Raw genomic sequence first — 26099 nt, forward strand, 5'->3', positions numbered from 1 at the left:
TCAAATCCTGTTTATTCCATACGATTCAAGTATTACTTCCCCGTTCAGATGACCTGTGTGATAGGTTTTTCCTGTCTCAAGGTCGTTCACTGTTATCTCAGCAGGCGCGAAGACATTTGCATCTATCTTGAAGAAATCATAACCTGCATCCTTGAATGTCCTGTAGAATGGTTTTCCGTAGTCCCTGGATGTGGATGATGGTACCTGCTTGAATCTCTCCTCATCGATCCCTCTGACCGTCAGGTATACAGAGCCGTAGTATATCACGCTGTCATTGGTACTGCCCATGGCTTTCACATCATCCTTTACAACAGGTGCTATTGGAGCACTTCCTGTGCCGCTTACGATCCTGGTTGTATCATATCCAAGTTCGTTAAGCTTGAATACCGCAGTCTCAACCACGCGTCCTGAGACCTGCACAGAACCAACTATGCTTGCAGTTGGGGCAACTAATGCTATTACATTGGAAGATTCGACATGACATGCGTCTGCGATAGTATCTATGACCTTTTCATCAGGGAGCTGGTTTGATTCAAGGGCAATAACAGCATGATCGTAATCATCTTCATATTTAATGCGTTCATACGTCTTCTTCGGCTTTAGCGCAAGGGCTCTTGCCGGGCCTGAACCCATTGCGAAGTACTTATCTACGCTGATCCTCCAGCCTGCTTTCTGGGCACCGAGGCAGGATATTGCAGGATGATCTGTAGTAATATCTATAAAAGCAAACGGGATATCATTTACTTTATGCACTGTGATCGAACTTGATCCAAATCCTCCCATACAGATATCAGTAAACAGCAAGCCCGCCTCATAGCTTCCGTCTACGTTTATCCCGCAATCTATGATCCTGCTTCCGTTTTTAAGTTCGATCGCCTTTACTTTTAGCTCATCTGACCAATCAATCATTTCCTCTGCAATTTCCATTGCTTTTTCATTGACACTTAACAAAATAATTCACCACACAGTACACATAGTAGGTAGAATACATTAATAAGGGTTTTGAAACTATCAAAACCAGAACATCAATAACCTTTAATCCTATGTACTCAAGAATAGGCATTCATGAGATATCCTCCAACCAACCTCATTCAGGCCATCAGTCTTGCCGATGCATGGGCGCAGGCAGTGAATTTTGTCATGAAATACGGTATGGAGATAAAGACAGAATACGGTCCAATGTCAAAGGATATATGTTCTGTTATTGAAATCCAGAAGCCTTATATGGAACCCATGCTGCACCCCCAGTTTCCCACAAAGGAGATGCATGTAAAGGAATATTTGAAGCAGTGGGAGCGGGATTATGACTGGAAAAAGCAGGGTTTTGAGTATAACTACATGGACCGGCTGGTAAACTATCCATCACGTGACATGGATGTGGATCAGTTAAAAGCAATAAGAGATTTTCTTTCTCAGGGTGTCTCACGCAGACGGCAGGCGATCACATGGATACCCCAGCGCGATCTTTTTGTGAAAGAAGACCAGCCCTGCCTTCAGCGGCTCTGGTTTAGGGATCTTAATAATGGGAACGCTGAGATGCACTGTATGTGGCGCTCACGCGATTTATATGCAGCATGGAATAGCAACATGGTCGGCCTCCTTACGATGGTAAGAAGAGAGATCCTTGAGCCTAATAATCTAAAACTTGTTAAGGTCGTGGATTTCTGCAATTCACTGCATATCTATGAAGCAGACTGGGAAGCCGCATCAGCGGTAAAGCCCCTGCCGATTAGCCCGCAGATGATGCGGTTTTAGGCCATAACTGGAGCATTGAAGTTTAATTTCAGTGATTACAACAGTATTTTGTTTTCTTCAAATAATCACATGTATAGTCAAGAAAGCCCCTGCGGGGGCAAAATTATTAACAACGAACTTATACTAACTCAAAACGAACTCTTGGAGTTCGTTCCAGTTCGTTTATGTTCGTTGTTTTTAGACTATCAGATTTCAAGATGAGGAGGAAGAAATGCGTTTATACTTTCCTATACGTTAAAAAAAGTTAGCGGGCAGCAATATTGTTATATTAGCGCCCATTTTGTCCTAAAATAGGAATCTAATCTATTCTATTATATAAATTTAATATTTTCTTGGTTTGTGGTTCTGGTAGCATTCTCTGCAGTATACCGGTCTGTCACCTGATGGTACAAAGGGTACTTCTGTCTCTTCATGACAGTCTGCACAAGTTGCTTTGTGCATCTCCCTCGGACCGCTCGGTCTGAAACCGCCTCTTCCACTGCGGAAGCCGCCTCTTCTTTCGTTACTCATATATATCTCCGTAGTTATAATCAATCAACCTAAAATAAGCACACACAGACGGGATAACCCCGGGCTCTATACCTTACCTAATAAGCCAACTGATATAGTGTCAATAACAACACGTTCATATATAAACTCTTTGTAATATGTATAACATGACTGAAAAGACATCTATTACTTCCACACTCTCCTCTTCTCCTCCTGGTATTAACAGTCATTATCAGGTTATCAGGAACAAATTAGCTGAAAAAATGGCCGGGGAGATCACACTTTCAGATAAACCGGGAGAGGTATTAAAAAAATGGCGCACAAGTTTTGATATTTCCCAGTCCGATCTTGCTTCATTTCTGAAAATCTCTCCTTCTGTGATAAGCGACTATGAGTGTGGAAGAAGAAAATCTCCGGGTATTTTTATCATAAGCAGAATTGTGGATGCTATCCTCCATATTGATATGGGGCGAGGGGGAGCGAAAATACATTCCTATGAGAGCATGCTACGAGAAGGTTTTAGTGCAGATACAATTTATGTTATTCATGAGTACCTCTCACCCATATCTGTTAGAGAATTTACAAAACTGATCATGGGAGAAGTTGTATACAATCCAGGCAGTGAGCATATAAAACCATTATATGGATACACTATAGTTGATAGTTTAAGGGCTATTCTCCAGCTCTCCAGCAACGAGTTTATGAAGCTATACGGATTGAGTTCTGACAGGGCTATGATTTTCACAGGAGTATCCACAGGCAGATCGCCTCTGGTAGCCATCAGAGTGACCAACTTAAAACCTGCTTTAATTGTAATTCACGGAATCCGTGCATCTCAGGTTGATAAAATAGCAGCCAAAATCGCTGAGATAGAACATATACCGCTAATTACTACAGCCATGCAGACTGCCGATCTTGTTCGTGCACTTCAGTCGCATGACATAAATAGTTAGAAGCAGGCTTACGCCTACTTCTTCTCAGCCTCTTTTTTGGTCTCATTGGAGGCCTCTTTCTGCGCTTTCTCTGTGGCCTCCTTGGGTGATTCCTTGGGTGCTTCTTTTGGAGCTTCTTTCTTTGGCTCTGCAGGCGGCTTGGGAGGTATGGTCTGCGTCCTGAACAGGTCGCTTATTGTTTCTTTTGGCGCACCTGGTGCTGGAGATTTAATATCTGTTGAGAGCCCCATCAGATGTGCTGACAGCACCACAAGGTCATCCACTCTCATCTCAAGCTTGAGTTCATCCCTTCCGTCAATGAGGTTTCGTCTGCAGAACGGGCATGTACTGATCAGTACCTCTGCTCCTGTTGCCCTGGCATCATTCACACGATCCTTGGCAATATTCAGCGCAAGGTCGGGTATTCCTGCCTTAACACCTCCACCCGCACCGCAGCATCTCTGCTCATGTCTGTTTCTCTCCATTTCGATAAGCTTCACGCCAGGCATGCTCTTCAAAACTTTCCTTGGCTCTTCGAACACACCAACATGCCTTCCAAGGTGGCACGGGTCATGGTAGGTAACAGTCTTATCAAAGCTCTTTTCCCATTTTATCTTCCCTGCATCAAGCTGCTCTGCCAGCAACTGGGACATGTGGATTGTCTCAAATGGCAGTGCTTTCCCATATGCCCGCGGCCAGTCTATCTTTGCAGCCCTGAAGCATCCTGCACATGCAAACACTACTCTTTTTGCGCCTCTGGCTTTAAGTGCCTCGATATTGTGCAGTGCAGTCTGTTTTGGTACATCACCGAGGTGCTGCTGCCCTGTTCTTATGAGCGCTGAGGCACAGCACCACTCATCCTCACCAAGAACCATAAAAGGAACATCGAGCTTATTCAGTATCCGTGCCGTGTTGACGCACAGAACCTGCTGGTTATATCCTGCCGTGCACCCGATGAAATACGCAAGATCGGATTTCTCTGCGATCTTGATATCAGGCGTCATCCAGACAAGACGGTCTTTTTGCTGTTTGAGATACGGGTTGTGTCCATCTCCTATGAGCTTGGGGAAGAGACTCTGCTTGCCGTATGGGCCTGTTCCGTGCTTCACAAGGTTTGCACGTGTGGATTCCCACAGTTCTATCGTGTCTATGCCCGCACAGCATACTGTGCCGCACATCCCGCATGTGGTGCAGTTGTAGAGATCATCCGTGAACTTCTTGATCTCCTCCTCAGGGATCGAAGCAGGCCCGAAGAGCTTTGCCCTCCAGCCGTAGCTTCTGGTTACAAAGTCCCTCCACCGCAGGATCTTATCCCTTGGCTCAATGGCCTGATCCTTATCTCTTGCATTGTATGCCGGACAGTACTTAACACACTCGCCGCATCGTGTGCATGCGTCGTATTCCATAAGCTGTATGGGTGTGAGATTCTCAAGTGAAATCGCGGGTTTATTTTTTGTCATTTTTATCACTCCTGAGGATTGACCTCTGCATAGCCGCCTTTATTGATCATTATTACAAGCGGAGTAACAAACATGTGGAATAACTTACTGAAGGGTAGATAAGCAATGAATAGAAGGGAGAATACCTCATGGAACAGCACTAAAGGATTATTGAAAAATCCAGGTGCTACTGTCTCATATGCGCTTACCAGCATTCTTTCCTCAACACCATAACTCACACGCAGACCCTGCGCCCAGAAGCCTGTAATTATAATTATGCTTAATCCTGCAAGAGCTATCCAGTCAACACTTGTATCTCTTGCTGAAGGTACGTCCGCAAAGGCAACTCTCCTCACTATTGCGATCACTATTCCCGCAAGGAGTATGTAGCCAAACACATTATTAGGGAGTTCTAGTGTTCTCCAGAAGTCTGCAAAGAATTGAAAATCAGTGCCTTTCACAAACGGACCGTAGAACTCAGCACCAGCCGCCGCTACTGTAAGTATGAATAACCCCATCCATCCCCAGAAAATGAGCATATGCATCAACCATTCTGTCTTTCTCCTGCGCCATATCCTGCGCTGTAGAAATACGTCCAGAGCAATAATCCCGAGGGCGGGTCCTATACCTTTTTCAAAGGTTTTTTGGAACATTAATTTAAGGGTACCCCATGCACCTACCGGTTTTGTGGCACCTTCAGGGACTCCTCGTCCCCATTTATCCAGTTGCATATATATTCCGACAAGGAACAAGATTATCGAAATGATCGCTACAACAACCATTATTCTGTAATCTATAAAGAGTGCATCAAATACTGTCTTACCAAATATCTCAAGGCCTTCTGTCATTTTTATCCTCCGTATCTGCCTGAATGGCTTTTCTTCTCCTAAGAATCACTTTTATATTAAGCTTTCGTTGTAAACGGCTGTGGGGTTATAAACAAATACGACAGGATTAACTCACCATATAATAACTTCCTTAACAATTTTATTTATAATCAGATCTATTTCTTCTCTTCCTTTGGCGCTTCTTTCTTTGGCTCAGCAGGCGGTTTGGGAGGGATGGTCTGCGTCCTGAACAGGTCGCTTATCGTTTCTTTTGGCGCACCCGGAGCTGGAGACTTAATATCTGTTGAGAGCCCCATCAGATGTGCCGATAATACCACAAGGTCATCCACTCTCATCTCAAGCTTGAGTTCATCCCTTCCATCAATGAGGTTGCGCCTGCAGAACGGACACGCGCTGATCAGTGCCTCGGCGCCTGTTGCCCTGGCATCATTCACGCGGTCCTTGGCGACATTCAGCGCAAGGTCGGGTATACCTGCCTTCACGCCTCCACCCGCACCGCAGCATCTCTGCTCATGTCTATTCCTCTCCATTTCGATAAGCTTCACGCCAGGCATGCTCTTCAAAACTTTCCTTGGCTCTTCGAACACACCAACATGCCTTCCAAGGTGGCACGGGTCATGGTAGGTAATAGTTTTATCAAAGCTCTTTTCCCATTTTATCTTCCCTGCATCAAGCTGCTCTGCCAGCAACTGGGACATGTGGATTGTCTCAAATGGCAGTGCTTTCCCATATGCCCGCGGCCAGTCTATCTTTGCAGCCCTGAAGCATCCTGCACATGCAAACACTACTCTTTTTGCGCCTCTGGCTTTAAGTGCCTCGATATTGTGCAGTGCAGCCTGTTTTGGTACATCACCGAGGTGCTGCTGCCCTGTTCTTATGAGCGCCGAGGCACAGCACCACTCATCCTCTCCAAGAACCATAAAAGGAACATCGAGCTTATTCAGGATCCTTGCCGTGCTGACGCACAGAACCTGCTGGTTATATCCAGCCGTGCACCCGATGAAATACGCAAGATCGGATTTCTCTGCGATCTTGATATCAGGCGTCATCCAGACAAGACGGTCTTTTTGCTGCTTAAGATACGGGTTATGCCCATCTCCTATGAGCTTGGGGAAGAGACTCTGTTTTCCATACGGGCCTGTTCCGTGTTTCACAAGGTTTGCACGTGTGGATTCCCACAGTTCTATCGTGTCTATGCCCGCACAGCATACTGTGCCACACATCCCGCATGTGGTGCAGTTGTAGAGATCATCCGTGAACTTCTTGATCTCCTCCTCAGGGATCGAAGCAGGCCCGAAGAGCTTTGCCCTCCAGCCGTAGCTTCTGGTTACAAAGTCCCTCCACCGCAGGATCTTATCCCTTGGCTCAATGGCCTGATCCTTATCTCTTGCGTTGTATGTAGGGCAGTATTTAACACACTCGCCGCATCGTGTACACGCATCGAATTCCATAAGCTGTATGGGTGTGAGATTCTCAAGTGAGATCGCGGGTTTATTTTTTGCCATCTGTATCTCTTCTGTTTATATAGATTATATTGTTCGATAGGTTGCTAACTATTTAATATCTTCTACGGATTTACCTCTACATAGCCGCCTTTGTTTATCATTATTACAAGCGGGGTCACAAACATATGGAAGAGCTTGCTGAAGGGTAGATAGGCAACGCAGAACAGCAGCGTAAATACCTCATGGAACAATACTACAGGATTATTGAAAAACCCTGGTGCTACTGTTTCGTATGCGCTTACCAGCATCCTTTCCTCAATACCCAGATTCATCCGAAGACCCTGCGCCCAGAAGCCTGTAATTATAACGATGCTTAATCCTGCAAGAGCTATCCAGTCAACACTTGTGAATCTTGCAGGCGGAACGTCTGCTAAGAAAATTCTCCTCACTATTGCAATAGCTATTCCACCCACAAGCATATAACTGAATATATTATTGGGAAGTTCAAGTGTTTTCCAGAAGTCTGCAAAGAATTGAAAATCAGTGCCTTTCACAAACGGACCGTAGAACTCAGCACCAGCCGCTGCTACTGTAAGTATGAATAATCCTACCCATCCCCAGAAAATGAGCATATGCATCAACCATTCTGTCTTTCTCCTGCGCCATATCCTGCGCTGTAGAAATACGTCCAGAACAATAATCCCGAGTGCGGGTCCTATACCTTTTTCAAAGGTTTTTTGGAACATTAATTTAAGGGTACCCCATGCACCTGCCGGTTTTGTGGCACCTTCAGGGACTCCTCGTCCCCATTTATCCAGTTGCATATATATTCCTGCAAGGAACAAGATTATCGAAATGATCGCTACAACAACCATTATTCTGTAATCTATAAAGAGTACATCAAATACTGTCTTACCAAATATCTCAAGGCCTTCTGTCATTTTTAGTCTCCGTATCTGCCTGAATGACTCTTCTTCTCCTAAGAATCGCTTTTATATTAGGCTTTCGTTGTAAACTACTCATGGCTAAAACCCTGAGTTCCCTGAGATTTATCATGCTACCGGAAAGATGGGTTGATATTATCACTAATAGATTCCTGATCTATATATTTGTATTGATCATACTAAGTATTTACATAACTGGCAGCCCTCATTTTAATTACAGGTTCCCATTTCATGCAGATGAATGGCATAATATAAAAATCGCCCAGGAGATATTAAAAGAGGAAAAAATAATCCTGTATAATCCATTTCTCGCCGGGAATCCATATTATATCAATTTCAATGAAGAAGCACACGGGGTTACAAATACCAACTCTGCTATGTGGCAGATTAACTACAATCTCCTTGTTGCGTTATCAAGTCTCTTCACAGGAATCCCTGCCCTGGAGATGGGACTGATCCTTCCCACACTCTTTACCTTTATAATGTCTTTTAATACCTTTATCCTGGTGCGGTATCTTACAAAGAACGATCTTCCTGCATTTATGTCGGGTGTTTTTGTCATGACCCTTAAAAGTAATGTAACTTTTCTTGGCCCGTGGTTCCTGGTGGCATCCTCTTTCGGCCTTGCATTTATACCCTTAATTCTCTACCTTTTTCTAAAATCACTGGTCTCAGGTAAATATCTTCCGATACTTCTGTTTGTCTTTGCAGCCACTACGTTAGCGCATCCAGCCTCAGCGATCATATTCATTCCGATATTTGGCCTCTACATGATATTTAATCCCAGGATAGTCAAACATAATAAAAACAGATTCCTCATCTCCATTGCCATATTACTTATTTTGCTGCTTGTGATCGTCCCTTTTGAGGGTTCTGTTATAAGCTATATTGTAAAGATACTTAAGGTACTGATCTTCCCGCGCTCAGACCCGATCAATGGGTTCGTCGCTGTAATGCAGTTCCCGGCGTACATGGGAATAATAGCCTTCGTACTCTCAATTTTCGGCCTCTTTAAAACAATGACGGAGGATGAGGCAAAAATACTTCCTTTGTCGGTGGATGCGCTTCTTCCCCTTATACTGGCGTACATCTACCTTGGATATGCCTTCTTAGCCCCGTATGAGCGGGTGGTTCTGTATATCTCTGAGATCCTGATGATCCTGGCCGGGATCGGGCTGTACCACATATATCGATCAATCGGGAATAAAAGAACTGCTGTAATACTTATTGTTATGATCTTAATTCTTCAGATCAGTTCAATACCTGCTTACAGGGATGATATACCGCTGATAATGGGACCGGAGGAATACGGGGCGATCCTGTGGTTAAGAGATAATGCTCCACCAGATGCGGTTGTCCTGGCAGCTCCGGGAAGCTCTGAAGCAATCGGTGTGATCGGTGGCCAGAAGGTAATATCCATTATGCGGGGAAGGCTGGGATCAAGTGAAGAGAGTATTAATAAGAGCATGGGATTTTTCAGAGGAAATACTGAGATGAAAGAGAAAATCCTGTTAGAGCTAAAACCTGATTATGTGTACAGCAGGGAAGAGATAAGTCTGGAATCCCTGGAATTAGTACATAGCGAGAATAAGATATATATCTACAAGGTAAGATGGCAGAGCTATTAAAAAGCTTAATTACATCTGACTCTTATTATTATCGCATGGGAACCGGGACTCCATCAGTAATCATCGGAAGGACATCAGAAGAGGTGATGGCAGCAGCTTTTAAAAACCTTCCTGAAGTTAATAACTATGCTATCAAAGTAAATCTCTGCACAATAGCATCTTCTCCAGTAACAACGAGCGTTGAATCCGTGAGGGATGTGATAACGCGCATACTGGAGATCAACCCGGATGCCAGGATAAAGGTTGTTGAATCCGATGCCACAGCTCTGAATGCTGATATCGCTTTTAAGCGTCTTGGATACACAGAGCTCGAACACACGGAGGTTGTAAACCTATCAAAGGATGATTCGGTAAAGGCGGATATAGATGGTCTGATTATTGGCACGCTTAATATTCCCCTCACACTGTACGAATGCGAATGCCTGATTAATATGGCACGATTGAAGACCCATGTTTTTACAAAGGTGAGCCTGGGAGCAAAGAATCTTTTTGGCCTGATCACAAGGAAGGATAAGGAGAGCCTTCATCCTTTTCTTGATAGCATTATTGTTGATCTCATAGGATTCTATAGACCGGATCTTACCATTATTGAGGGGAATATGGGCATTGAGGGCAGAGGACCTGTGGATGGGCTGCTCAGGCAGGATAACGTTTTTATAGCAGGAGATGATGTTCTATCTACAGACCTCGTTGCAGCGGCTTACATGGGAATAAAAAAAGTACCTCATCTTGAACTGGCAAAGAAGGTTCTTGGTAAAAGAGACATACAGATCACAGGCAAAGCAGAACTCCTTAATAACCCGTATCCATATAAAACGATGGGGTTTCTGCCCTGCAGCACTACAGGGCTTGGTTTTTATGTCGCATCCATCGGGAGGCGTCTTGAGATGCTCGGGAACTCGATTGCGTTTGTCGGTGATGTCCTTGGAGCAGTAGACAGGGAGATGCTGAAGCAGAAGATATCATATCGTGATGCTGCCTCAATGCTGCTTCGCAGAGCGACTAAAATTGATATATAGGATGGAAAAATGAAGATCAACATAGGGATCATTGGCTGCGGAAACATAGCACAAAGTGTTCATCTTCCGATTCTCATCAAAAACCCAGATATAAAATCTATCTTTGTCTCGGATACCGATATGAGAGCCCTGGAGAACACCTGCAAGCGCTTTGGTATTAAGGCATGCAGAAGCTTCCAGGATTACAGGAAATTCCTTGACCAGGTGGATGCTGTTTTTATACTGACCCCTCCCCATACCCATCATGCCCTGGTAATAGATTGCCTGAAGTACGGCAGGCATGTGTTTGTTGAAAAACCACTATGTATGACGGCAGAAGAGGCAGTTGATATTAAAAAATTAGCAGAGGATACCGGCCTTATTGTCGAGACAGGCTATAATCTCAGATTCATGCCGCAGTTAAGATTAGCCAAGAAACTCTTGAAGAGGGGACATATCGGCAGGGTTATCACAGTGAACGGGTATTATCTTGCCGAAGCAGCCTATATGCGGGAGAACAAAACATTCTATCTGGATCCGGATAAAGGAGGCGGTGTGCTAATGGACGGCTTATGCCACCTGATCGATATAAGTTCCTGGTTCATGGACAGCACTATCGTGGAGGCCTATGGATTCACAGGTATATACGATGATCTGCCTGTTGATAATATCGCCAATATCTCTATAAGATTTGAGAACGGCATTACAGGTCACCTGCAGGCCATATGGGCACCGCTTTCAGAGTACCTGCATACGGGTGATCTCAAGACAATTAAGATTGTAGGCGACCAGGGGGTTCTTGCTCCTGAAATATACAGCGGCAGGATAAAGGAATACAGGACAAGGAAAGGAACCCATACCATTTATCCAAAGAATATGGATCTCAGGAATCCCATGTGGGCTCTGGGCAGATCCTATCTGGACCAGGATACGGATTTTATTAATCGTATTAAAAAAGGATCAAATAATTTAAATAAGCTTAAAGAATCTGCACGCATAGTAGAGATACTGGATTCGATTAAAAAATATGGAGCATTTAAAAAATAGATTCATCGTATCTCTTGTGCTGCTATTTGCATTCACTGTACGGATCATCGGTATAGGTGATCGTTCATTTGTTTTTGATGAAGCCATTTATGTAAAGATCGTAAAGGACATGGTAGCAAACGGTTACGACTGGCAGAGCATGAGGATGCTGGGTACAGCCCATCCTCCAGTTTATTTTATACTGATGGCTGTTATCTATAAGATTTTTAATTTTATGAGCGATGAGTTTTTATTCCGCTCAGTAACGGTATTGATATCAGTAATCGTTACTTACTCTGTCTATAAATTAGGCTCGGAATACAGTACTCTTACAGGGATTATAGCCTCGTTTATTTTTGCTCTTAATCCTTACTTTGTGGCTTATTCCAGGTTTGCGACCCTTGATATGCTTACGGTCCTTTTCATAACATCGGGTATTTACTTTTATTCAAAGTACATATCATCTGATAGATTATATCTCCTGCAGATAGCAGGGGTCATGTTTGGCCTTGCGACATTCACCAAGGTCTATGCCGGTGTTTTTCTGCTTATAACCATTATCCACCTGTTGATAATAAACCAGAAACCCCGGAGGATAATCCAGTTCATGATTCCGTACGCTGCTGTAATACTCCTGATATCCCTTCTCCTCGGGCAGAGCATCTATTTTCCGTGGGTTATCCTCAAAACTTCTTATGGATGGAGTGTAGGGCAAAAAATTGCTTTTAACTGGGCACTGATAACTGTAAGCACTCATATAGGGTTCATATCCTTTGTTATCTCTATGATTGGGCTCGGATTGCTGACCGAGAAGGCTCTTCATGAGCGGCATTACCTGAGCGCTTTTTACGTGCTGGCTTTTATATTAAATATAATTATCTTCACAACTTTCTCCGGGACGTATTTCGCACGCTATCTTCTGATCCTCATGCCATCTATTTGCATATTTTTCGGATATTCAATGGAGAAGATAATTTATAAAATAAAAACCTTCAGAAGGTATACCGCAGTCATATTGATAGTATTCCTGCTGGCAGGATTATCCTCTGATTACAGCAGCACTGTTGATGGCTCTATCTATTCTGCTGCTCTTATCGATGACTGGTGGCATATAGATTCCTTAAAAGATGTGGCAGGATATATCTCAAACAATAATACCCCTTATTATATCACAGATAATAAAGACTTAAGCAGAGGCGGAGAATTCTTTATTACAAATGCCCATTACCCTGTTCTTGAGGCCTACAGCGGTATAAAAGGCGCGTTCTATATGGGCAATACACAGGACAACATCTATCTCTACTGGCTCGGGTATAAGGGCAGTGCACTTGGAACATTTCCACTCGATTCCCGGAGTGAGCTAAACGCTACCTATATCGTACTTGTGGATAAATACACGAAAGTTGCTCCTGAATATGTGCTCTACACCACCGATATCTCCTTCTCCTGGTCTATGAATGACTTCCTGAATGAATATCTTGTATATTATGAGAACGAGGGAAAATTCACAGATCGGTACGGTATCTCTTCCTATCTGTTCAAACGACATTCAAATAACACCTTTGCCAGAATGGAGGAACCAGCGATATTCATAGGTGAACCGGCAGATAACTGGACCAAAAGTAATAATGGATGGATATATGGAGAAGCATGGAGCGAGGCAAAAAACCATTCAAGATATATCCAGAACCCCGGATCCGGGGGAATAGTTTTAACGATCCCTGATTCAGACTATGATTCCATGTTTGAGATCACGCTGCAGGATGTGGGCTATGATACCCTGGTTTTTGAGGTTGTCAGGGGTAGAATGAATATAACCCTTGGAGAGCTAAAACTTAATAATACAAAAAAGATAATCCAGCCAGAGTTCAGAGTCCCTGAAAAGGTATACTCGGATGCATATCATACCAGGGACGGGGTTCAGCAGCAGTTCCTCATATGGAAAAAGGGCAATACCAGCGCAATTCCTGTATTTAAGGTATCGATATCCAGACTACCATATCCCGGCCAGCCTTGAGAATTTTCCGGTTAAAAATCGAAGATCAGATATAGATCTAATGTTCCTGGCTCTTCTCAGTATGTTATTCGGTTTTATCTCTTCACAGAAGCGGAATTTATAGAAATCTCTTATTAACCTTCTCTGAATACTTACAATCTCATCTTGCGTGAAATTACCTGTACCTGTTATTGAATCCATATTCCTTAATCTTGAGAAATCATCAATCCTTATACCTTCTTTAGTCAGAAGATTATGGAGTTCCGTGCCAGGAAAAGGAGTGGCAATAGAAAAAAAGGCAGAATCAAGCCCGGAATTCCGGGCAAAATCAAGGGTATCAATGATCATCCCATCCGTCTCGCCAGGAAGACCTATAACAAAAAAACCATGCGTCCATATACCCGCATCTCTTGCATACCTGATAACATCCCTTGTCCCTGATAAAGAAAGCGGTTTACGTATTATCCTGCGCAGAACATGCTCATTCCCGGACTCGATCCCGAAGGCAAGCTGATAGCAGCCGCTCTTTTTCATCCTGTATAAAAGATCCCTGGACAGGGTTGCTACCGAAACGCCGTTGGGTGTTGTCCAGGAGATATCCAGGTCACGCTCGATGATCAGATCGCAGATCCTTGCCATTCGCTTCTTATTCAGCGAGATATTATCATCTACAAAATGGATCTCTTTGATTCTATATTTGTTTACAAGCTCCTCGATCTCCCGAACTACGTTCTCAGGACTTCTTGACCTCCATCTCTGTCCCCATACTGTTTTTATAGAGCAGAAGATACAATCATTAGGACAGCCCCGGCTTGTAAGCATGGTGGTGAAGCGGCGGTTCTTCTGGCTTCCAGGGGCCTTTCCCATACGAATATACATCTCCATATGTACCAGGTGCCGTGCAGGGAAGGGAATTGAGTCAAGGTCCTGGATATGTGGTCTTGGCGGGTTTAAAACTGCTGAGGCTTTATCTTTAAAAGCCAGCCCCTGTATCTGTGAGAAATCCGGGTCTGAATACGAATTGACAAGCTCTAAAAAAGTCTCTTCCCCTTCACCGATAACCACACAATCTGCATCAGAGTTCTTTAAACAATCATAAGGAAGAGAAGAGGGATGGGAGCCGCCGAGCACCTGAAGGGTATCTGGCATAACACACCTTAATATTGCTGATAATTTAGCAACATCGTCCCACATCAAGCTATATGCGCAGCCTATCCCTACGATATCAGGATTAGAATCTGATATTCTGGAGGCTAATCCCTCAACAGTCATCCCGATGTGCCTGAGCCCGTCCTCATCATGGGTTCCTTCTTCCACCATACCATCGATTATATTAACAATGTGACCTTCTTTCTCCAGGACCGCTGCTATGTAACACAGGCCGAGGGGAGGGGCAACCCCGTAGAACTCCTTTCTCCCAACCTTAATGGAGGGCTGAACAAGCGTTACTCTCATTTTTAAATTCCTTAGTAGCTTTTATTGTCTTCCATATATCAATACCTTCGCCAATAGAAAGCTTATTATCTACCAAAGCCCTTATCCGCATAATTATGCTATATAGATATATTGTTATCATTATTATTTTATTAATCTCTAGCATTCAACCGACCATGGCCCTGTTTGAGCCCGGTGAGGTTGAGCCTGCTAAATACCATCAATTTGTAATAACAAGCGTTTCACCTGTTGAGTTCTATCCATCAGATGTCAGAACGATCAATATAACTATACAAAATATTTATGGATATCCAGCATTCGGTGTCACGACATTGACCGATAAGAATAAGGCAGATCCAATAAAATTTACACATGAATTGAAGAAATACGTTGCTGACGAAATAGGCCCGAACCAGAACTTTACGGTTCAATATGAGGTCTACATCCAGGACACAGTTCCAAGAGGCACATACTACATTCCTCTCACGGTTTTCTGGTCAACAGTAAAGGATGGAACAGTAAAACGCCAGGAAGATCTATATATCGGGATTAAAATAATCGAGAACCCGGAAGTAATTAAAATTGGTATTGTAAATATTACCACAATTCCAGAGAATATAAAACCTGGGGATACATTTGGACTAAAGGTTACACTGAGAAATATAGGCAATAGTAAACTTAACCAGATAAGAGCTTTACTTGATGTACGGATGCCGTTCTCAAGCGTTGGATCAAGTACTGAACAATATATTTCTTTACTGGAGCCAGGCCAGAGCGAAGAGGTTTTATTTAATCTGCTGGTGGATAAACAAACGCCCAGCCGGTTATATAATTTCAATTTTACACTTGAGTACAGGGATTATACAAACAGATTGCAATCACAGCATAGCAGCTTCGGGATCAATGTGGAGGAGGTATCAGAAGCATACATTCAGGATGTGATCCTTAGTCCCACTACTCTCAACCCGGGAAGTGAAGGGATTATTATGGTCAAGGTCGCCAATGCCGGGACAAATGTAATTAAAAATGTAAGGGTTACTGTCTTCGGGGGGGAGAAGATATTGACCCAGACCCAGAACTTTATAGGGATTATACGTCCCGGGACATCAGCATTAGAGACCACATCTTTTGGAGTACGCGTGGACCCTGAGATAGAGGTGGGGAATTACGGATTAAATATCAATATAAATTACGATGATGTGAACGGTGAGCACCGCTCCAGGTCAAACCTGTATATTATTAAAATTAGTGAAAAAAATTCAATAATTCCTGTGTCCAGTGAGATATTGGATTACATGCTCTACACATTTATATTTATGGCGATGAGTTATGGGATTTTCCTTATGGTTGGCTTCCAGATAAAGAGAAAGAAGTGAAAAAATGTCGAAAACCAAAAAACTAATATCAATTTTAATAATAATTATCTATCTAATTTCACTTGTTCCTTTTATAATCGCTTCAAATGCCGGAGAGGCAGGCATTGTTATAGGCAATCAAAATATTGATGTGAACTCTTTACCCGATGATATCCAGGACATTCTGATATATAAGAAAGGCTCGTATAATGCTATTTTAATAGAAGATCCTATCACAGAGGTAAACAAACTAAAAGGTCAGGTAGCAAAAGAAAGGAAATTAGTCCTATCTAAAGAAACCCAGGATAAGGGCAGTTTTGTCAGTATAGCAGATATAGAAATGATTGTATATGTAACATCATACAACATAATAGACCAGCCATTTGAAAAACTAATTGTAGGAGATGTAAAGAAACCAGAGTTCGGAGACATAATAGAGACTATAAATACTAAAATAGGGCAGATAAATAACTATATTTCAAGCACTGTTTTAACTCTCCCTCTAGTTCTGTCCATCTCCAAAGTAGCTTTCCTTGCAGGCGGACTGCTTGTGGTGCTTATACTGACCTTCTTACTCAACAGTATGGTTGCTCTATGGAATATACCTGCTATTATAGTGTTATATTCTTTCCAATCTTTCCTTGCAAATCTGGTTGCATTTCTGAACAATCTGGATGTTGATAGTACGAGTCTTATGTTTGGGCTTCTGTTTATAGTTGCTCTGCCCCTTACATTCTGGATACAGAGGTATGAGAGATCTGAAGAAGGCAGGCAAAAAATACATGAATTATATGAAAAAAATAATCAAATATTATCAAAGATAAAAAGTAAATTTGGGATGTAGTTTAAATAAGGATTGTATAACAGGGTGGCTGCGGGAAATATGTCGGGATTATGAGCGGATCTTTAGGAAAAATCGCAAAGGGGGCAGCGATTGCATTTATTGGAATGCTAGCCTTCACTTTTTTTGAGTTTGTCACCAGGGTGATCATTGCCAGATATACGACCCAGAGCGAGTACGGCGCCTTCAGTATCGGGTTTGCGCTGCTGAATATCTTTGTTATTATATCCTGTCTGGGACTGCATGGAGGAACTACACGGTGCATTGCGTATTTCAGAGGGAAGGGTGAGAATGAAAAAGTTGCCGGGATAGTGTATTCATCTCTGCAGCTTTCTGTTGCAGCAGGACTGTTTTTCTTTCTGGTTGTTTTCTTTTCATCTGATTTTCTAAATGGGATATTCAATCTGGAACAGTCGATTGTACTGAAGCTGTTTGCAATAGCAATCCCGTTTCTTACGGTTATCGAAATCCTGTCATACGTTTTTATTGGATATGATAGAATAAAAGAAAAAGTTTATTTTAGAGATATCCTGATGTACCTGTTAAGGGTTTCCGGTATTATACTTGCCTTTGTTTTAGGATTTGGTTTTTTTGGCATGATGTATGCATATCTGCTTCCGACCGTGATCGTTGCAGTGGTATTTGTCTGGTATACTGTCAGGAAAATATCTCTATATAAGCCAGATGATAATGCACCTGTAAGAAAAGAATTACTCCGCTTCTCCATACCATTGCTTGTTACATCCTTATCCACACTGATAATGTTGCGGACAGACACGCTAATGCTCGGGTATTTTAAGACCTCGGAGGTTGTAGGCCTGTACAATGCCGCCTACCCTGTTGCGCAGCTCATCCCCATTTTTTTATTTTCAATGATTATTATATATGTCCCAATCTCTTCACAATTGTATTCAAGGAATCGTACCGAAGAGATGCGAAGAAACTATGTAGTGTTAACAAAATGGATACTTGCTGCAACGCTTCCATTTTTCTTTGTGATATTTCTCTTTCCTGAAGCCGTGCTGTCTGCTATCTTCGGTTCTTCTTATGCGCATGCGGGCGATGTGCTGCGAATACTTGCAGCAGGGGGGTTCGTTCAGGCTTTCCTTGGACCGAATTCAGCTACGCTGGTGGTGATCGGGAAGACGAAGCTTAACATGATCGATGATGTGACCGGCGCGATCATGAACGTATCTCTTAACGTGTTACTTATACCCGCGATGGGCATTATCGGCGCTGCTATTGCATCGACAGTATCTTTTAGCATGGTCGCTGTGCTGAAATCTGTACAGATTTTTAGCTCTCACAGGCTGCATCCGTTCAGGGGAAATTATTTGAAACCTGTGATGACATCAACTGTTCTTATATCTATTATCTATCTATTCGTCAATCCAGTAAACCTGATATGGATGCTGATTTTGCTTTTCTTTTTATTTATTGCTGTATATGGCATAAGTCTGGTTATTACAAGAAGTCTTGATAATGAGGATATATTGATGTTTCTGGAAATCGAAAAGATGACAGGTATAGATGCTTCGAGTATGAAACGGATATTGAAAAGGTTTATCTGAGTCGCAGGTGAAATTTGTTATGATTTCAGGGTATTATTTATATTTTTACTTTTGATTTTAGAATTCTTATTCCACTCCTTATTCTTTCTCTTTCATCTACCTGTTTATATTGTATCTTTCTTTTCATTAGCAGTGAATCTACACTAAAAATCTCCTTCAAAACCCTGCCATCCATATCTTTTGGAACCGGCATATCGAACATATGCAAAATAGTTGGCGTTACATCACATATTTTCGCATCTATTTCACTTTTCTCCTTTATATCGGGTCCTCGGGCAATGAAAGTTCCATTGATCCTGTGCGATCCACCCTGCCATTCTACGAATTCGCTACCATAACCAACTTTCGCAGTAATAGAGTTCACATAATCATCCGTATCAAGAATAATATCCGGTGCCAGATTTAAATATTTCCCATGATACAGTTCTTCTCTTCTATATGCCCTCACAGATATCTTTTCCAGTCCATCTATAATCTCACTTCTCAGTTTTTCATAATCTTCTTCTTTAACAATTCCCTGCGGCTCCCTGCCGGCTAAATTTATGTAAATAGTACCCCATGTAGCATAGCTAAAAGCCTTTGTTCTATCCCAGCATATAGGAGTTCTTCCGGTTTGCCGGGTTACACTTCGATACAGGCGCCTTGAAAAAGATAAGTTGAATAATGGGGTAAGCATTTTCAGGATGATGGGCTTTCTGAGGACTGAAACCAGTGCCTTGATAATCTCCAGGGTTGGTATTCTTTTTATATCTAAGAGACCCTTATTTATCAGGTACTCATTTACAAGGAAGGCCCTCTTATTTGGCCCAAACCCATGATCCGATACTATGAATATATTAGGTTTATCACCGTTCTGCTCGATTTTATTGATTATCTGATCTAATTTACTATCTATATTTTGATAATGACTCAAAAGAATGTCTTTTTTATCCCAGAACTGATGTTGTACCCTGTCAAGCTCTGTAAAGACAAAAAAACCAAAGTCCCAGTTACTATCTAAGAACTTAAAAAGGACTTTACAATGTTTCTCAGTTATCTCCTTATGCCTTCTTGAAAATTCTTTATCATTAAGGCACCCAAAGATATCCGGATCTGTCATGTCCATTTCATAATTTAGATTATGCAGATCTTCACTCAATTCTTTTGGATATGTCAACCTGTCATCAGATGTACACAGGCTCCCTGCGACCATATGCCCGTTGATCCTGTATGCGCTAAGAATGTTTGGTGCGTTTAAGACAAAAACTTTGTTCCCGCTATCACTTAAGATATCCCATATATCTTTCTCTTTCTCAACTGTCTGGGGAAATACCCTAAAGTCATAACTTCCAGAAGCTTTCTGTATAAAGCTGAAGCAACCTATCCTGCCCGGGTTCTTACCTGTTGCAAGACTGTTCCATGCAGGGATTGTAATCGCTGGCCTGGTGCTTTCCAGATCTCCATAACAACCTTCTGACATCAATCTCTGAAACGTTGGCAGTTTACCTTCACTTGCCCAGGGTTTTATCAAATCCATTGTTGCGCCATCCAGCCCTATAACAAGTACTTTCAATTTTATGCGCTCCTGAGATGCGGGAACTAATGTTATATCAGGTGTCAGGTTCATGGTTATTCACTGCTTGAAATTTCATTAATGGTGTTAAAAGTTTCAAATTGTGGTGCAACACTGTCGTAAACTTTAGAATTGCCAAACGAGAGCACCCTTGCATTGTTACCCATAAAACCTCCATGGAGTGGAAGAACAAATGTCATTCCCTCGCTTTTGAAAAATTTGTGCATCTCAGCCAGCATTTCCTTCTGTTCCGTTTTACTTAATTTCTGACTGAATGTCACCAGGGGTGAGTCATCGTTTGCCCAATCGATAAACACGAAGATTTTAACATCTCCCAGTTCTTCTCTGATTCTGGCTTTCCTACTGGACCATTCTGCCATATTGAGGTTTTTACGTGCAATCATATCTGAAGTAGGGCTCAGGGTAACAAAATCCAGTTTCGGCTGAGGATACGGAAGATTTATGCTGTCTGTCCAGCTTCCGACATAGATATATTTTCCTTTTGAGTCTCCATAATCATGTATATCATCTACTATCTTTGAAGAAGCTTCAAAAGACTCTTTTACCGCAGGATGATCCGGGTCTTTGGTATATCTCTCCATGATTACTGCTTGCGTGAACAGCATATCAATCCAGATTGCATCTGCTCCGGAGTCTATTTGTTTTTTTGCCATATCAACAAGGAATTTCTGGTAGTTCGGATTTGTTATGTCAGGATAATATGCATCACCTTCACTCCATCCCAGAGCCTCACCGAGCTTTTTTTGTGCATCTTTTTTTGAAACAGCAATACCCCATTTCTCAGGGTCTAATGCCATTTCCAGGGTTTTATCCCTGTCTAAAATCTCACCTGTCAGGTCATTTTTATCTATCCCGTTAATTCTTTGGGCAGGTATGGCTCCAACAAATATAACGTCCGGCATTTCCTGTTTAATTCCTGCTATGGCATTTTTCAAATCTTCATAAGTATAATTGTAATCCAGAACTGCTTGTAGATCCGTCTGAGTCCCACCTAATTTTAAAACTTCTTCCGGGGCTGATTCCCTGGTATCCGGGACCGGCCTCCATCTCCAGAAGCCCCTGAATATAAGATCTGTTTTTGTTTTCTTAAGCAGTTTGATTACGTCATCATTGCTTCTTCCGTATAATGCCCCATCGGTTATTCGTTCATAAAGAACAGCCACTTTAACTTCAAAGAGGTCTGATCCAGCGTTTTCATTCCAGTCAGACACAGTTATATCTGTCGGGGTTAGAGCTCCTGGTGCTTCTTCTTCGCTGTTCGAACGCTTAAAGCACCCGCTGACCAGAATTAACCCGACTATCAACAAAGCAATTATAACCGTTTTTTTGCCTTTGTCCATATCAGGTTCTCTGGTGTTTTATATTTGTTAATAATTTTCCAATTCCTTCCCGTGTTATCGCTGCAAGTTTTGGATATGCATTCCTGTCAAATCTGGAAAGGTATAGAAAAACATTTGAAGCTAAAAACTTATGGTAAATCCAGGAATAATCGATCGTCTTATGCCACATGCGCTGGTATTGAGATAAGAATCTGGCTGAGAAGTCCTCTTCCTCTAAAGATAAGGCACATATTTTTCCAGCAAGCTTGCCTCCATTAATAGCATGAATGATTCCACCCCCGGTTACTGGATCAACCATTCCGGCAGCATCTCCCACAACCAGTGTGCGCTCACCAAAGGTTCTCTTTGCTGGAGCCGCTGGTATCAATGCTGAGCTTCTCTGTAAAATTTCCTTTTCTTTAAACTTCTCACCAGTTAATGGATAATTCCCAAGCATATAATTCATTGAATCTATCAGGTTTGAACTAAGCTTACTATAAAGACATCCTACGCCCACATTAACCGTATTTTTCCTCGGGAATACCCAGCCATATCCCCACGGGACGATATTTTCTCCGTAGTGGAATTCGCATTGATCAAAAGGATTGTTCTCCCATTTCACCTCACATGTCACTGATACGAATGTATTGTCTGACTCAGGTTTGAAACCAATACCAAACTTTCTATATACTAATGTGTTTGGTCCATCAGCAAAGACAACAAGCTTTGATTGTATAATATTTTTTTCAGAAAACAGGTGCACCCCGTCATTTTTAACAGAAACATCCTTAATTTGATGATTCTTCAGCATCGTTGCACCCTTCTCTACTGCCTTTTCTGCCAGGCATCTATCAAATACATGCCTGTAGACCGTGACTAAATCATCGGTTTCAATGATATTTTCTCCCCAGGGGAAATAGTACTTTTCTGCCTGGATTTCTTTTTCAATGATATCTGAACTTAACCCTGCATCTACAATTGCGGATTTTATCGTACCTCCTGCACAAACATTATTTAGTCCAGGAAATTCATCCTTCTCTACTAATATGACATCAAAGCCATGCTCAGCAATCACTCTTGCAGTAGTGGAGCCAGCAGGCCCCGCCCCAATTACAGCTACATCAGATTTTAGATTCAACATAAACTTATATATATAGATTGAGTACCTATGCCCATGAAATGCGTCAGATGTATTAATATATGTCCCTCGAATTGTCTGGATATAGACAATGGTATGTCGTGTGTGAGGTTTGAGGGGAGATCCGCGTTAAAGATGGATAAGGAAAAATGCACTGAATGTAATATGTGCATGGAAGTTTGTCCGATCGGAGACCTCGCTCTATCCGTATATGATTGTTCAAACTGTATTGTCTGTAAAAACAGACCTGGTTGCATTGATACACCATCTACTGACAGGGCTTCTTTTCTAAATTCCATCAATTCTATCACTCATTTCATAGTGTCGAAAATCTATTTTTCAATAAGATATACATAACCTGTGGAGGAGTCTATCTTTTTATAAGCTCCAGTTTCCTCAGATCTGGCATAAAGGTCAACCGTTATCGGAAGCTTCCCTCTGTATTCCTGATAAGGGGCTATTTTAAACTTTAACATGTTAATTGAACCTTTATTAAGGGTTATATTACGCCATTCATCATCCACAGATATTATATAACCATTAGAATGAACATGGACGTCGAACTTTATGGTTGTGTTTCCCGTATTCTTCACTTCAACTAACAGCGTATACACCTCTCCGACCTTCATTACCATTGGCACACTTTTATTAAACATATCCCTGGATATTTCCCCATTCTCACCATCTGTTATCAATGAAAAACCGTCCTGCTGCTTATTTATCTTTTTAAAAACGATACTTCCGTATGGATAGGTGGGTGAATGAAAAACGATAGTGTAGTTTTTAAAAATTTCCTCTGTAACATAAGGAGTGAAATAAAAAGGATATTTATCTTTATCAATTATTAAATAATCTGGTTTTAGTATATCTACTCTCTCAAGGTCTACCTCTGCAATTTTACTTGAGTACTTTTCCCCTATCTTAAGGATAGTAAATGATTGCGCATTAAGGCCGCCAAGATATATGGCGTTCTCCACGATCCCGGATAATGTTATCTTTCCTATTAGAATCTCTCCTTCAAAACCATCCCTTATAACATCATTTTTTATATACTCCACACTGCTTTTAGCCCAGGAGTACTCACCTTCATCCCAGTATGAGGATGTTGCACCGCTGACAATGTAAGAAAGTAGCACTACTGTCGTGAGAGAAAGCATGAGTATCCTGAAAACATTCGTGTAGCTGTTCTCTTTTCGAAGATGCTCAAACGAAGTTACTGCCAGATTGGATAGCATTATAAAGTAAAAAGGGAGCAGGTATAGTAGATAATGTTTATATGCGGCAGATAAAAGTAGTAATATAGATACCATAATAAGAGAAATAACAAGAAAGCTGTCTTTTTTTTCCCGGTATATGAAGCCGTGCAGGTAATAGAACAATGTAATTATAAATAACAAAATCGCAGATATAGAGAAAATATCTTTCCAGGGAGAAGTCATTGTGACTGCGCCCCATGATAATACCTCCTGTATTTTTTCACCTGTTTTTATAATTAAGTCAGCTATCGGTATACTCAGCGCTCGATTGCTAGTTGATGTTTGTTTTTCGAACCTGCCTTCGACATAATAGGATATCCCATGAAAGCCCACGTTTGTATAAAATAAACTAAAAAGTAAAGGCAAAACAAACAAAAAAGCGAAGAGATATATTAAAAGTACCTTTTTATTAATTAGCGCTTTAAAATTAAACTTATTCGTCCACAAAATATATGCTGGGACAGCAGGAACTAAAAATCCTGCCATGTATTTAGCATCAAAGGATAAACCCATCATTGCTCCGGCAACGGCTGCGTAAATCATGCCTTTTGTCCCGTGCTCGCAGCGCTGGCTAAGCCAGAAAAAGTACAAGAAAGCAGTAATAAAAAATATTGTAGGCGTTTCCAGCATGATCGTCCGGCTGTATAAGATATGATACGATGAAAAAGTAAGAAATATGGCGGCCAATAATCCTGTCTTTCTATTATACATTGTTTTTCCAAATAGGTATAAGAAGGGTATCGTTAAACTCCCAAAAATTACGGAAACCATCCTGAGCGTGTTCAATTCCCCTCCAAAAAGTAAAGTAACCCCTGCCTCGATATATTGAAGAAATGGGGGATTATAGTTAAATACTTCCGCAACCGGAACCCAGTTATTAACTAATATCTTATTCACTTTCCAGTGATACTGACCCTCATCAGGATACATACCGACGTTCGACACATCCGACGCACGTATCAAGAGTGCGATCAAGAACAGGCCCAGTATAATTAGAATATCTTTTAAATTGCTATGTCCCATCTTGCAGCTCTGTATCTATAAAAATTTCTGTGTGCGGCATAACTTTCTCCTTAACGGCTTTAAAGCGGGATTTTACTATATAATATTGTGATGAAACAGCTATTATGAGAAAAACAAGATTTGGATATGATTTAAGAGTCAGAACAAACGCGAGAAACGGAGGAAATGCGTTAAGAATTAAAAAGAACAGGCATGACATATAGAGCGGGAATACCTTTTCACCCCTATTGAATTTACCTTTATAAATTGATAAAAATGCTCCCGCATAAATCATAAAAACTAATGCAGCAATAAGACCTGCATAGGGGACCTTCAGGATTATAAGGAAAAGCAAGATAATCATAATGACCCCGGAAAGTGGATTTATCAAATTATTAAATAAATTTAATGTTTTATCAATGCCTGTATTGACGGCAAAAGTGCGTACATCGCTTTGCGAATCGGATTCGTAATCATATATCTGATGCACTACAATATCAACAATCCCGATGGAAAACGAAGCTATTAAAAATACGAGCGTGTCGATCTCGAAATGGTTGAAAAACGTAAATACCGCCAGAACAGGCAGCATTTTTTCGATAAGCCCGTTTACAATAATTCCAGAAAACGCCCTGCCTTTGAATTTTATCGGTGGAGCAGAATATAGAGTCGCAAGTACGTATGAGACAATGTAAATGGCAATGTAGAGAGAATTACCAAGATATAGCAGGTGCAGAGCGCTTATAAAAACGACACCAAGAATTATTCCTATGAATTTCATTTTAGGAAGTTGCTGGATCGTTCTTTTTTTACCTGCCGCAATATCATACGACATGTCGAAAAAATCATTTATCAAAAACCCATACATAAAGTAAAACCCGAGAGAGGAAATTAGAACTAAAGAATCTAACGGCCTGAAAATATTATCAGTTATCAAAATATATAAAAGTGCTAAGAGGGATATATGCATATCGTAACTCATCCATACTTTCCAGCCTCTGTAGCCCAGTAATCTTCTAAGTTGAATCTATATCACCTTTCTTTACCACAGGTATTACACGCATATAACTAAGCAAAATATATAGCTATTGCTAACAGGAAAGACCTGCA

General features: G+C 41.6%; 22 protein-coding genes. 10 read left to right on the forward strand and 12 right to left on the reverse strand.

The window, feature by feature from the left end; all coding sequences use genetic code 11:
- Positions 1-951 carry a methenyltetrahydromethanopterin cyclohydrolase gene (mch, locus tag ANME2D_RS13325; RefSeq protein WP_048092650.1) on the reverse strand — a complete coding sequence of 317 codons (951 nt, stop codon included), beginning with the start codon at positions 949-951 and terminating at the stop codon, positions 1-3.
- Positions 952-1065: 114 nt separating this feature from the next.
- Between mch and ANME2D_RS13330 the strand changes: the two genes are divergently transcribed.
- Complete coding sequence (locus tag ANME2D_RS13330; RefSeq protein ID WP_048092652.1) at positions 1066-1755, forward strand: thymidylate synthase family protein; 690 nt, start codon at positions 1066-1068, stop codon at positions 1753-1755.
- A gap of 321 nt (positions 1756-2076) precedes the next feature.
- On the opposite strand, the gene ANME2D_RS13335 is transcribed toward ANME2D_RS13330, so the two are convergent.
- Positions 2077-2265: a CxxC-x17-CxxC domain-containing protein gene (locus ANME2D_RS13335; protein WP_048092654.1), complete on the reverse strand. Its 189-nt coding sequence runs from the start codon at positions 2263-2265 to the stop codon at positions 2077-2079.
- 146 nt (positions 2266-2411) lie between these two features.
- Between ANME2D_RS13335 and ANME2D_RS13340 the strand changes: the two genes are divergently transcribed.
- Positions 2412-3197 carry a helix-turn-helix domain-containing protein gene (locus ANME2D_RS13340; RefSeq protein ID WP_081810334.1) on the forward strand — a complete coding sequence of 262 codons (786 nt, stop codon included), beginning with the start codon at positions 2412-2414 and terminating at the stop codon, positions 3195-3197.
- Between the two features lie 14 nt (positions 3198-3211).
- On the opposite strand, the gene ANME2D_RS13345 is transcribed toward ANME2D_RS13340, so the two are convergent.
- The 4 genes from ANME2D_RS13345 to ANME2D_RS13360 all read right to left on the reverse strand — a co-directional run bounded on the left by ANME2D_RS13345 (position 3212) and on the right by ANME2D_RS13360 (position 7849).
- Positions 3212-4636 carry a (Fe-S)-binding protein gene (locus tag ANME2D_RS13345; RefSeq protein WP_081810287.1) on the reverse strand — a complete coding sequence of 475 codons (1425 nt, stop codon included), beginning with the start codon at positions 4634-4636 and terminating at the stop codon, positions 3212-3214.
- A 5-nt stretch (positions 4637-4641) separates the two neighbouring features.
- Positions 4642-5463, reverse strand: a complete 822-nt coding sequence (locus tag ANME2D_RS13350) for a respiratory nitrate reductase subunit gamma (protein WP_048092658.1) — start codon at positions 5461-5463, stop codon at positions 4642-4644.
- Positions 5464-5618: 155 nt separating this feature from the next.
- Positions 5619-6968, reverse strand: coding sequence for a (Fe-S)-binding protein (locus ANME2D_RS13355; RefSeq protein ID WP_081810288.1), 1350 nt, complete (start codon positions 6966-6968; stop codon positions 5619-5621).
- A 62-nt stretch (positions 6969-7030) separates the two neighbouring features.
- Positions 7031-7849, reverse strand: coding sequence for a hypothetical protein (locus tag ANME2D_RS13360; protein WP_052368930.1), 819 nt, complete (start codon positions 7847-7849; stop codon positions 7031-7033).
- Positions 7850-7929: 80 nt separating this feature from the next.
- Here ANME2D_RS13360 and ANME2D_RS13365 point away from each other — a divergent pair, with 80 nt between their 5' ends.
- From ANME2D_RS13365 to ANME2D_RS13380, 4 genes are read left to right on the forward strand one after another with little or no spacing between them, the layout of a single operon-like run.
- A complete protein-coding gene (locus ANME2D_RS13365) occupies positions 7930-9480 on the forward strand; it encodes a hypothetical protein (protein ID WP_157834126.1) in 1551 nt (516 codons plus the stop codon).
- Between the two features lie 35 nt (positions 9481-9515).
- Positions 9516-10499 (forward strand): DUF362 domain-containing protein, encoded by a 984-nt coding sequence (locus tag ANME2D_RS13370; RefSeq protein WP_206741777.1) that lies wholly within the window; start codon positions 9516-9518, stop codon positions 10497-10499.
- A 9-nt stretch (positions 10500-10508) separates the two neighbouring features.
- On the forward strand, positions 10509-11525 hold the full coding sequence (locus ANME2D_RS13375; protein WP_048092663.1) for a Gfo/Idh/MocA family protein: 1017 nt from the start codon (positions 10509-10511) through the stop codon (positions 11523-11525).
- Positions 11506-13521, forward strand: coding sequence for an ArnT family glycosyltransferase (locus tag ANME2D_RS13380; protein WP_048092665.1), 2016 nt, complete (start codon positions 11506-11508; stop codon positions 13519-13521). The genes ANME2D_RS13375 and ANME2D_RS13380 overlap by 20 nt, the downstream gene beginning before the upstream one ends.
- On the opposite strand, the gene ANME2D_RS13385 is transcribed toward ANME2D_RS13380, so the two are convergent.
- Positions 13498-14955, reverse strand: coding sequence for a B12-binding domain-containing radical SAM protein (locus tag ANME2D_RS13385; protein WP_048092667.1), 1458 nt, complete (start codon positions 14953-14955; stop codon positions 13498-13500). The genes ANME2D_RS13380 and ANME2D_RS13385 overlap by 24 nt on opposite strands.
- Before the next feature lie 155 nt (positions 14956-15110).
- Between ANME2D_RS13385 and ANME2D_RS13390 the strand changes: the two genes are divergently transcribed.
- The 3 genes from ANME2D_RS13390 to ANME2D_RS13400 are packed head-to-tail and all read left to right on the forward strand — an operon-like array spanning position 15111 to position 18701.
- On the forward strand, positions 15111-16310 hold the full coding sequence (locus tag ANME2D_RS13390; RefSeq protein ID WP_048092669.1) for a COG1361 S-layer family protein: 1200 nt from the start codon (positions 15111-15113) through the stop codon (positions 16308-16310).
- A 4-nt stretch (positions 16311-16314) separates the two neighbouring features.
- The gene (locus tag ANME2D_RS13395; RefSeq protein WP_048092671.1) at positions 16315-17133 is read left to right on the forward strand and encodes a hypothetical protein; all 819 of its coding nucleotides are present in this window, start codon (positions 16315-16317) and stop codon (positions 17131-17133) included.
- Between the two features lie 50 nt (positions 17134-17183).
- Complete coding sequence (locus ANME2D_RS13400) at positions 17184-18701, forward strand: flippase (protein ID WP_048092673.1); 1518 nt, start codon at positions 17184-17186, stop codon at positions 18699-18701.
- Positions 18702-18738: 37 nt separating this feature from the next.
- On the opposite strand, the gene ANME2D_RS13405 is transcribed toward ANME2D_RS13400, so the two are convergent.
- The 3 genes from ANME2D_RS13405 to ANME2D_RS13415 are packed head-to-tail and all read right to left on the reverse strand — an operon-like array spanning position 18739 to position 22734.
- Positions 18739-20307, reverse strand: a complete 1569-nt coding sequence (locus ANME2D_RS13405) for an alkaline phosphatase family protein (RefSeq protein ID WP_048092676.1) — start codon at positions 20305-20307, stop codon at positions 18739-18741.
- Between the two features lie 2 nt (positions 20308-20309).
- The gene (locus ANME2D_RS13410) at positions 20310-21614 is read right to left on the reverse strand and encodes a hypothetical protein (protein ID WP_048092678.1); all 1305 of its coding nucleotides are present in this window, start codon (positions 21612-21614) and stop codon (positions 20310-20312) included.
- Between the two features lies 1 nt (position 21615).
- Entirely contained in the window at positions 21616-22734 is a 1119-nt protein-coding gene (locus ANME2D_RS13415; protein ID WP_048092680.1) for an NAD(P)/FAD-dependent oxidoreductase, read from the reverse strand.
- A gap of 33 nt (positions 22735-22767) precedes the next feature.
- Between ANME2D_RS13415 and ANME2D_RS19100 the strand changes: the two genes are divergently transcribed.
- Positions 22768-23088: a 4Fe-4S dicluster domain-containing protein gene (locus tag ANME2D_RS19100; RefSeq protein WP_157834127.1), complete on the forward strand. Its 321-nt coding sequence runs from the start codon at positions 22768-22770 to the stop codon at positions 23086-23088.
- On the opposite strand, the gene ANME2D_RS13420 is transcribed toward ANME2D_RS19100, so the two are convergent.
- Together ANME2D_RS13420 and ANME2D_RS13425 are read right to left on the reverse strand one after the other, a co-directional pair.
- Positions 23064-24917: an ArnT family glycosyltransferase gene (locus tag ANME2D_RS13420; protein ID WP_048092683.1), complete on the reverse strand. Its 1854-nt coding sequence runs from the start codon at positions 24915-24917 to the stop codon at positions 23064-23066. The genes ANME2D_RS19100 and ANME2D_RS13420 overlap by 25 nt on opposite strands.
- Before the next feature lie 82 nt (positions 24918-24999).
- Positions 25000-25926, reverse strand: a complete 927-nt coding sequence (locus ANME2D_RS13425) for a UbiA family prenyltransferase (protein ID WP_157834128.1) — start codon at positions 25924-25926, stop codon at positions 25000-25002.
- Positions 25927-26099: the final 173 nt, after the last annotated feature.

This window comes from Candidatus Methanoperedens nitratireducens, from assembly GCF_000685155.1.
Classification (GTDB): domain Archaea; phylum Halobacteriota; class Methanosarcinia; order Methanosarcinales; family Methanoperedenaceae; genus Methanoperedens; species Methanoperedens nitratireducens.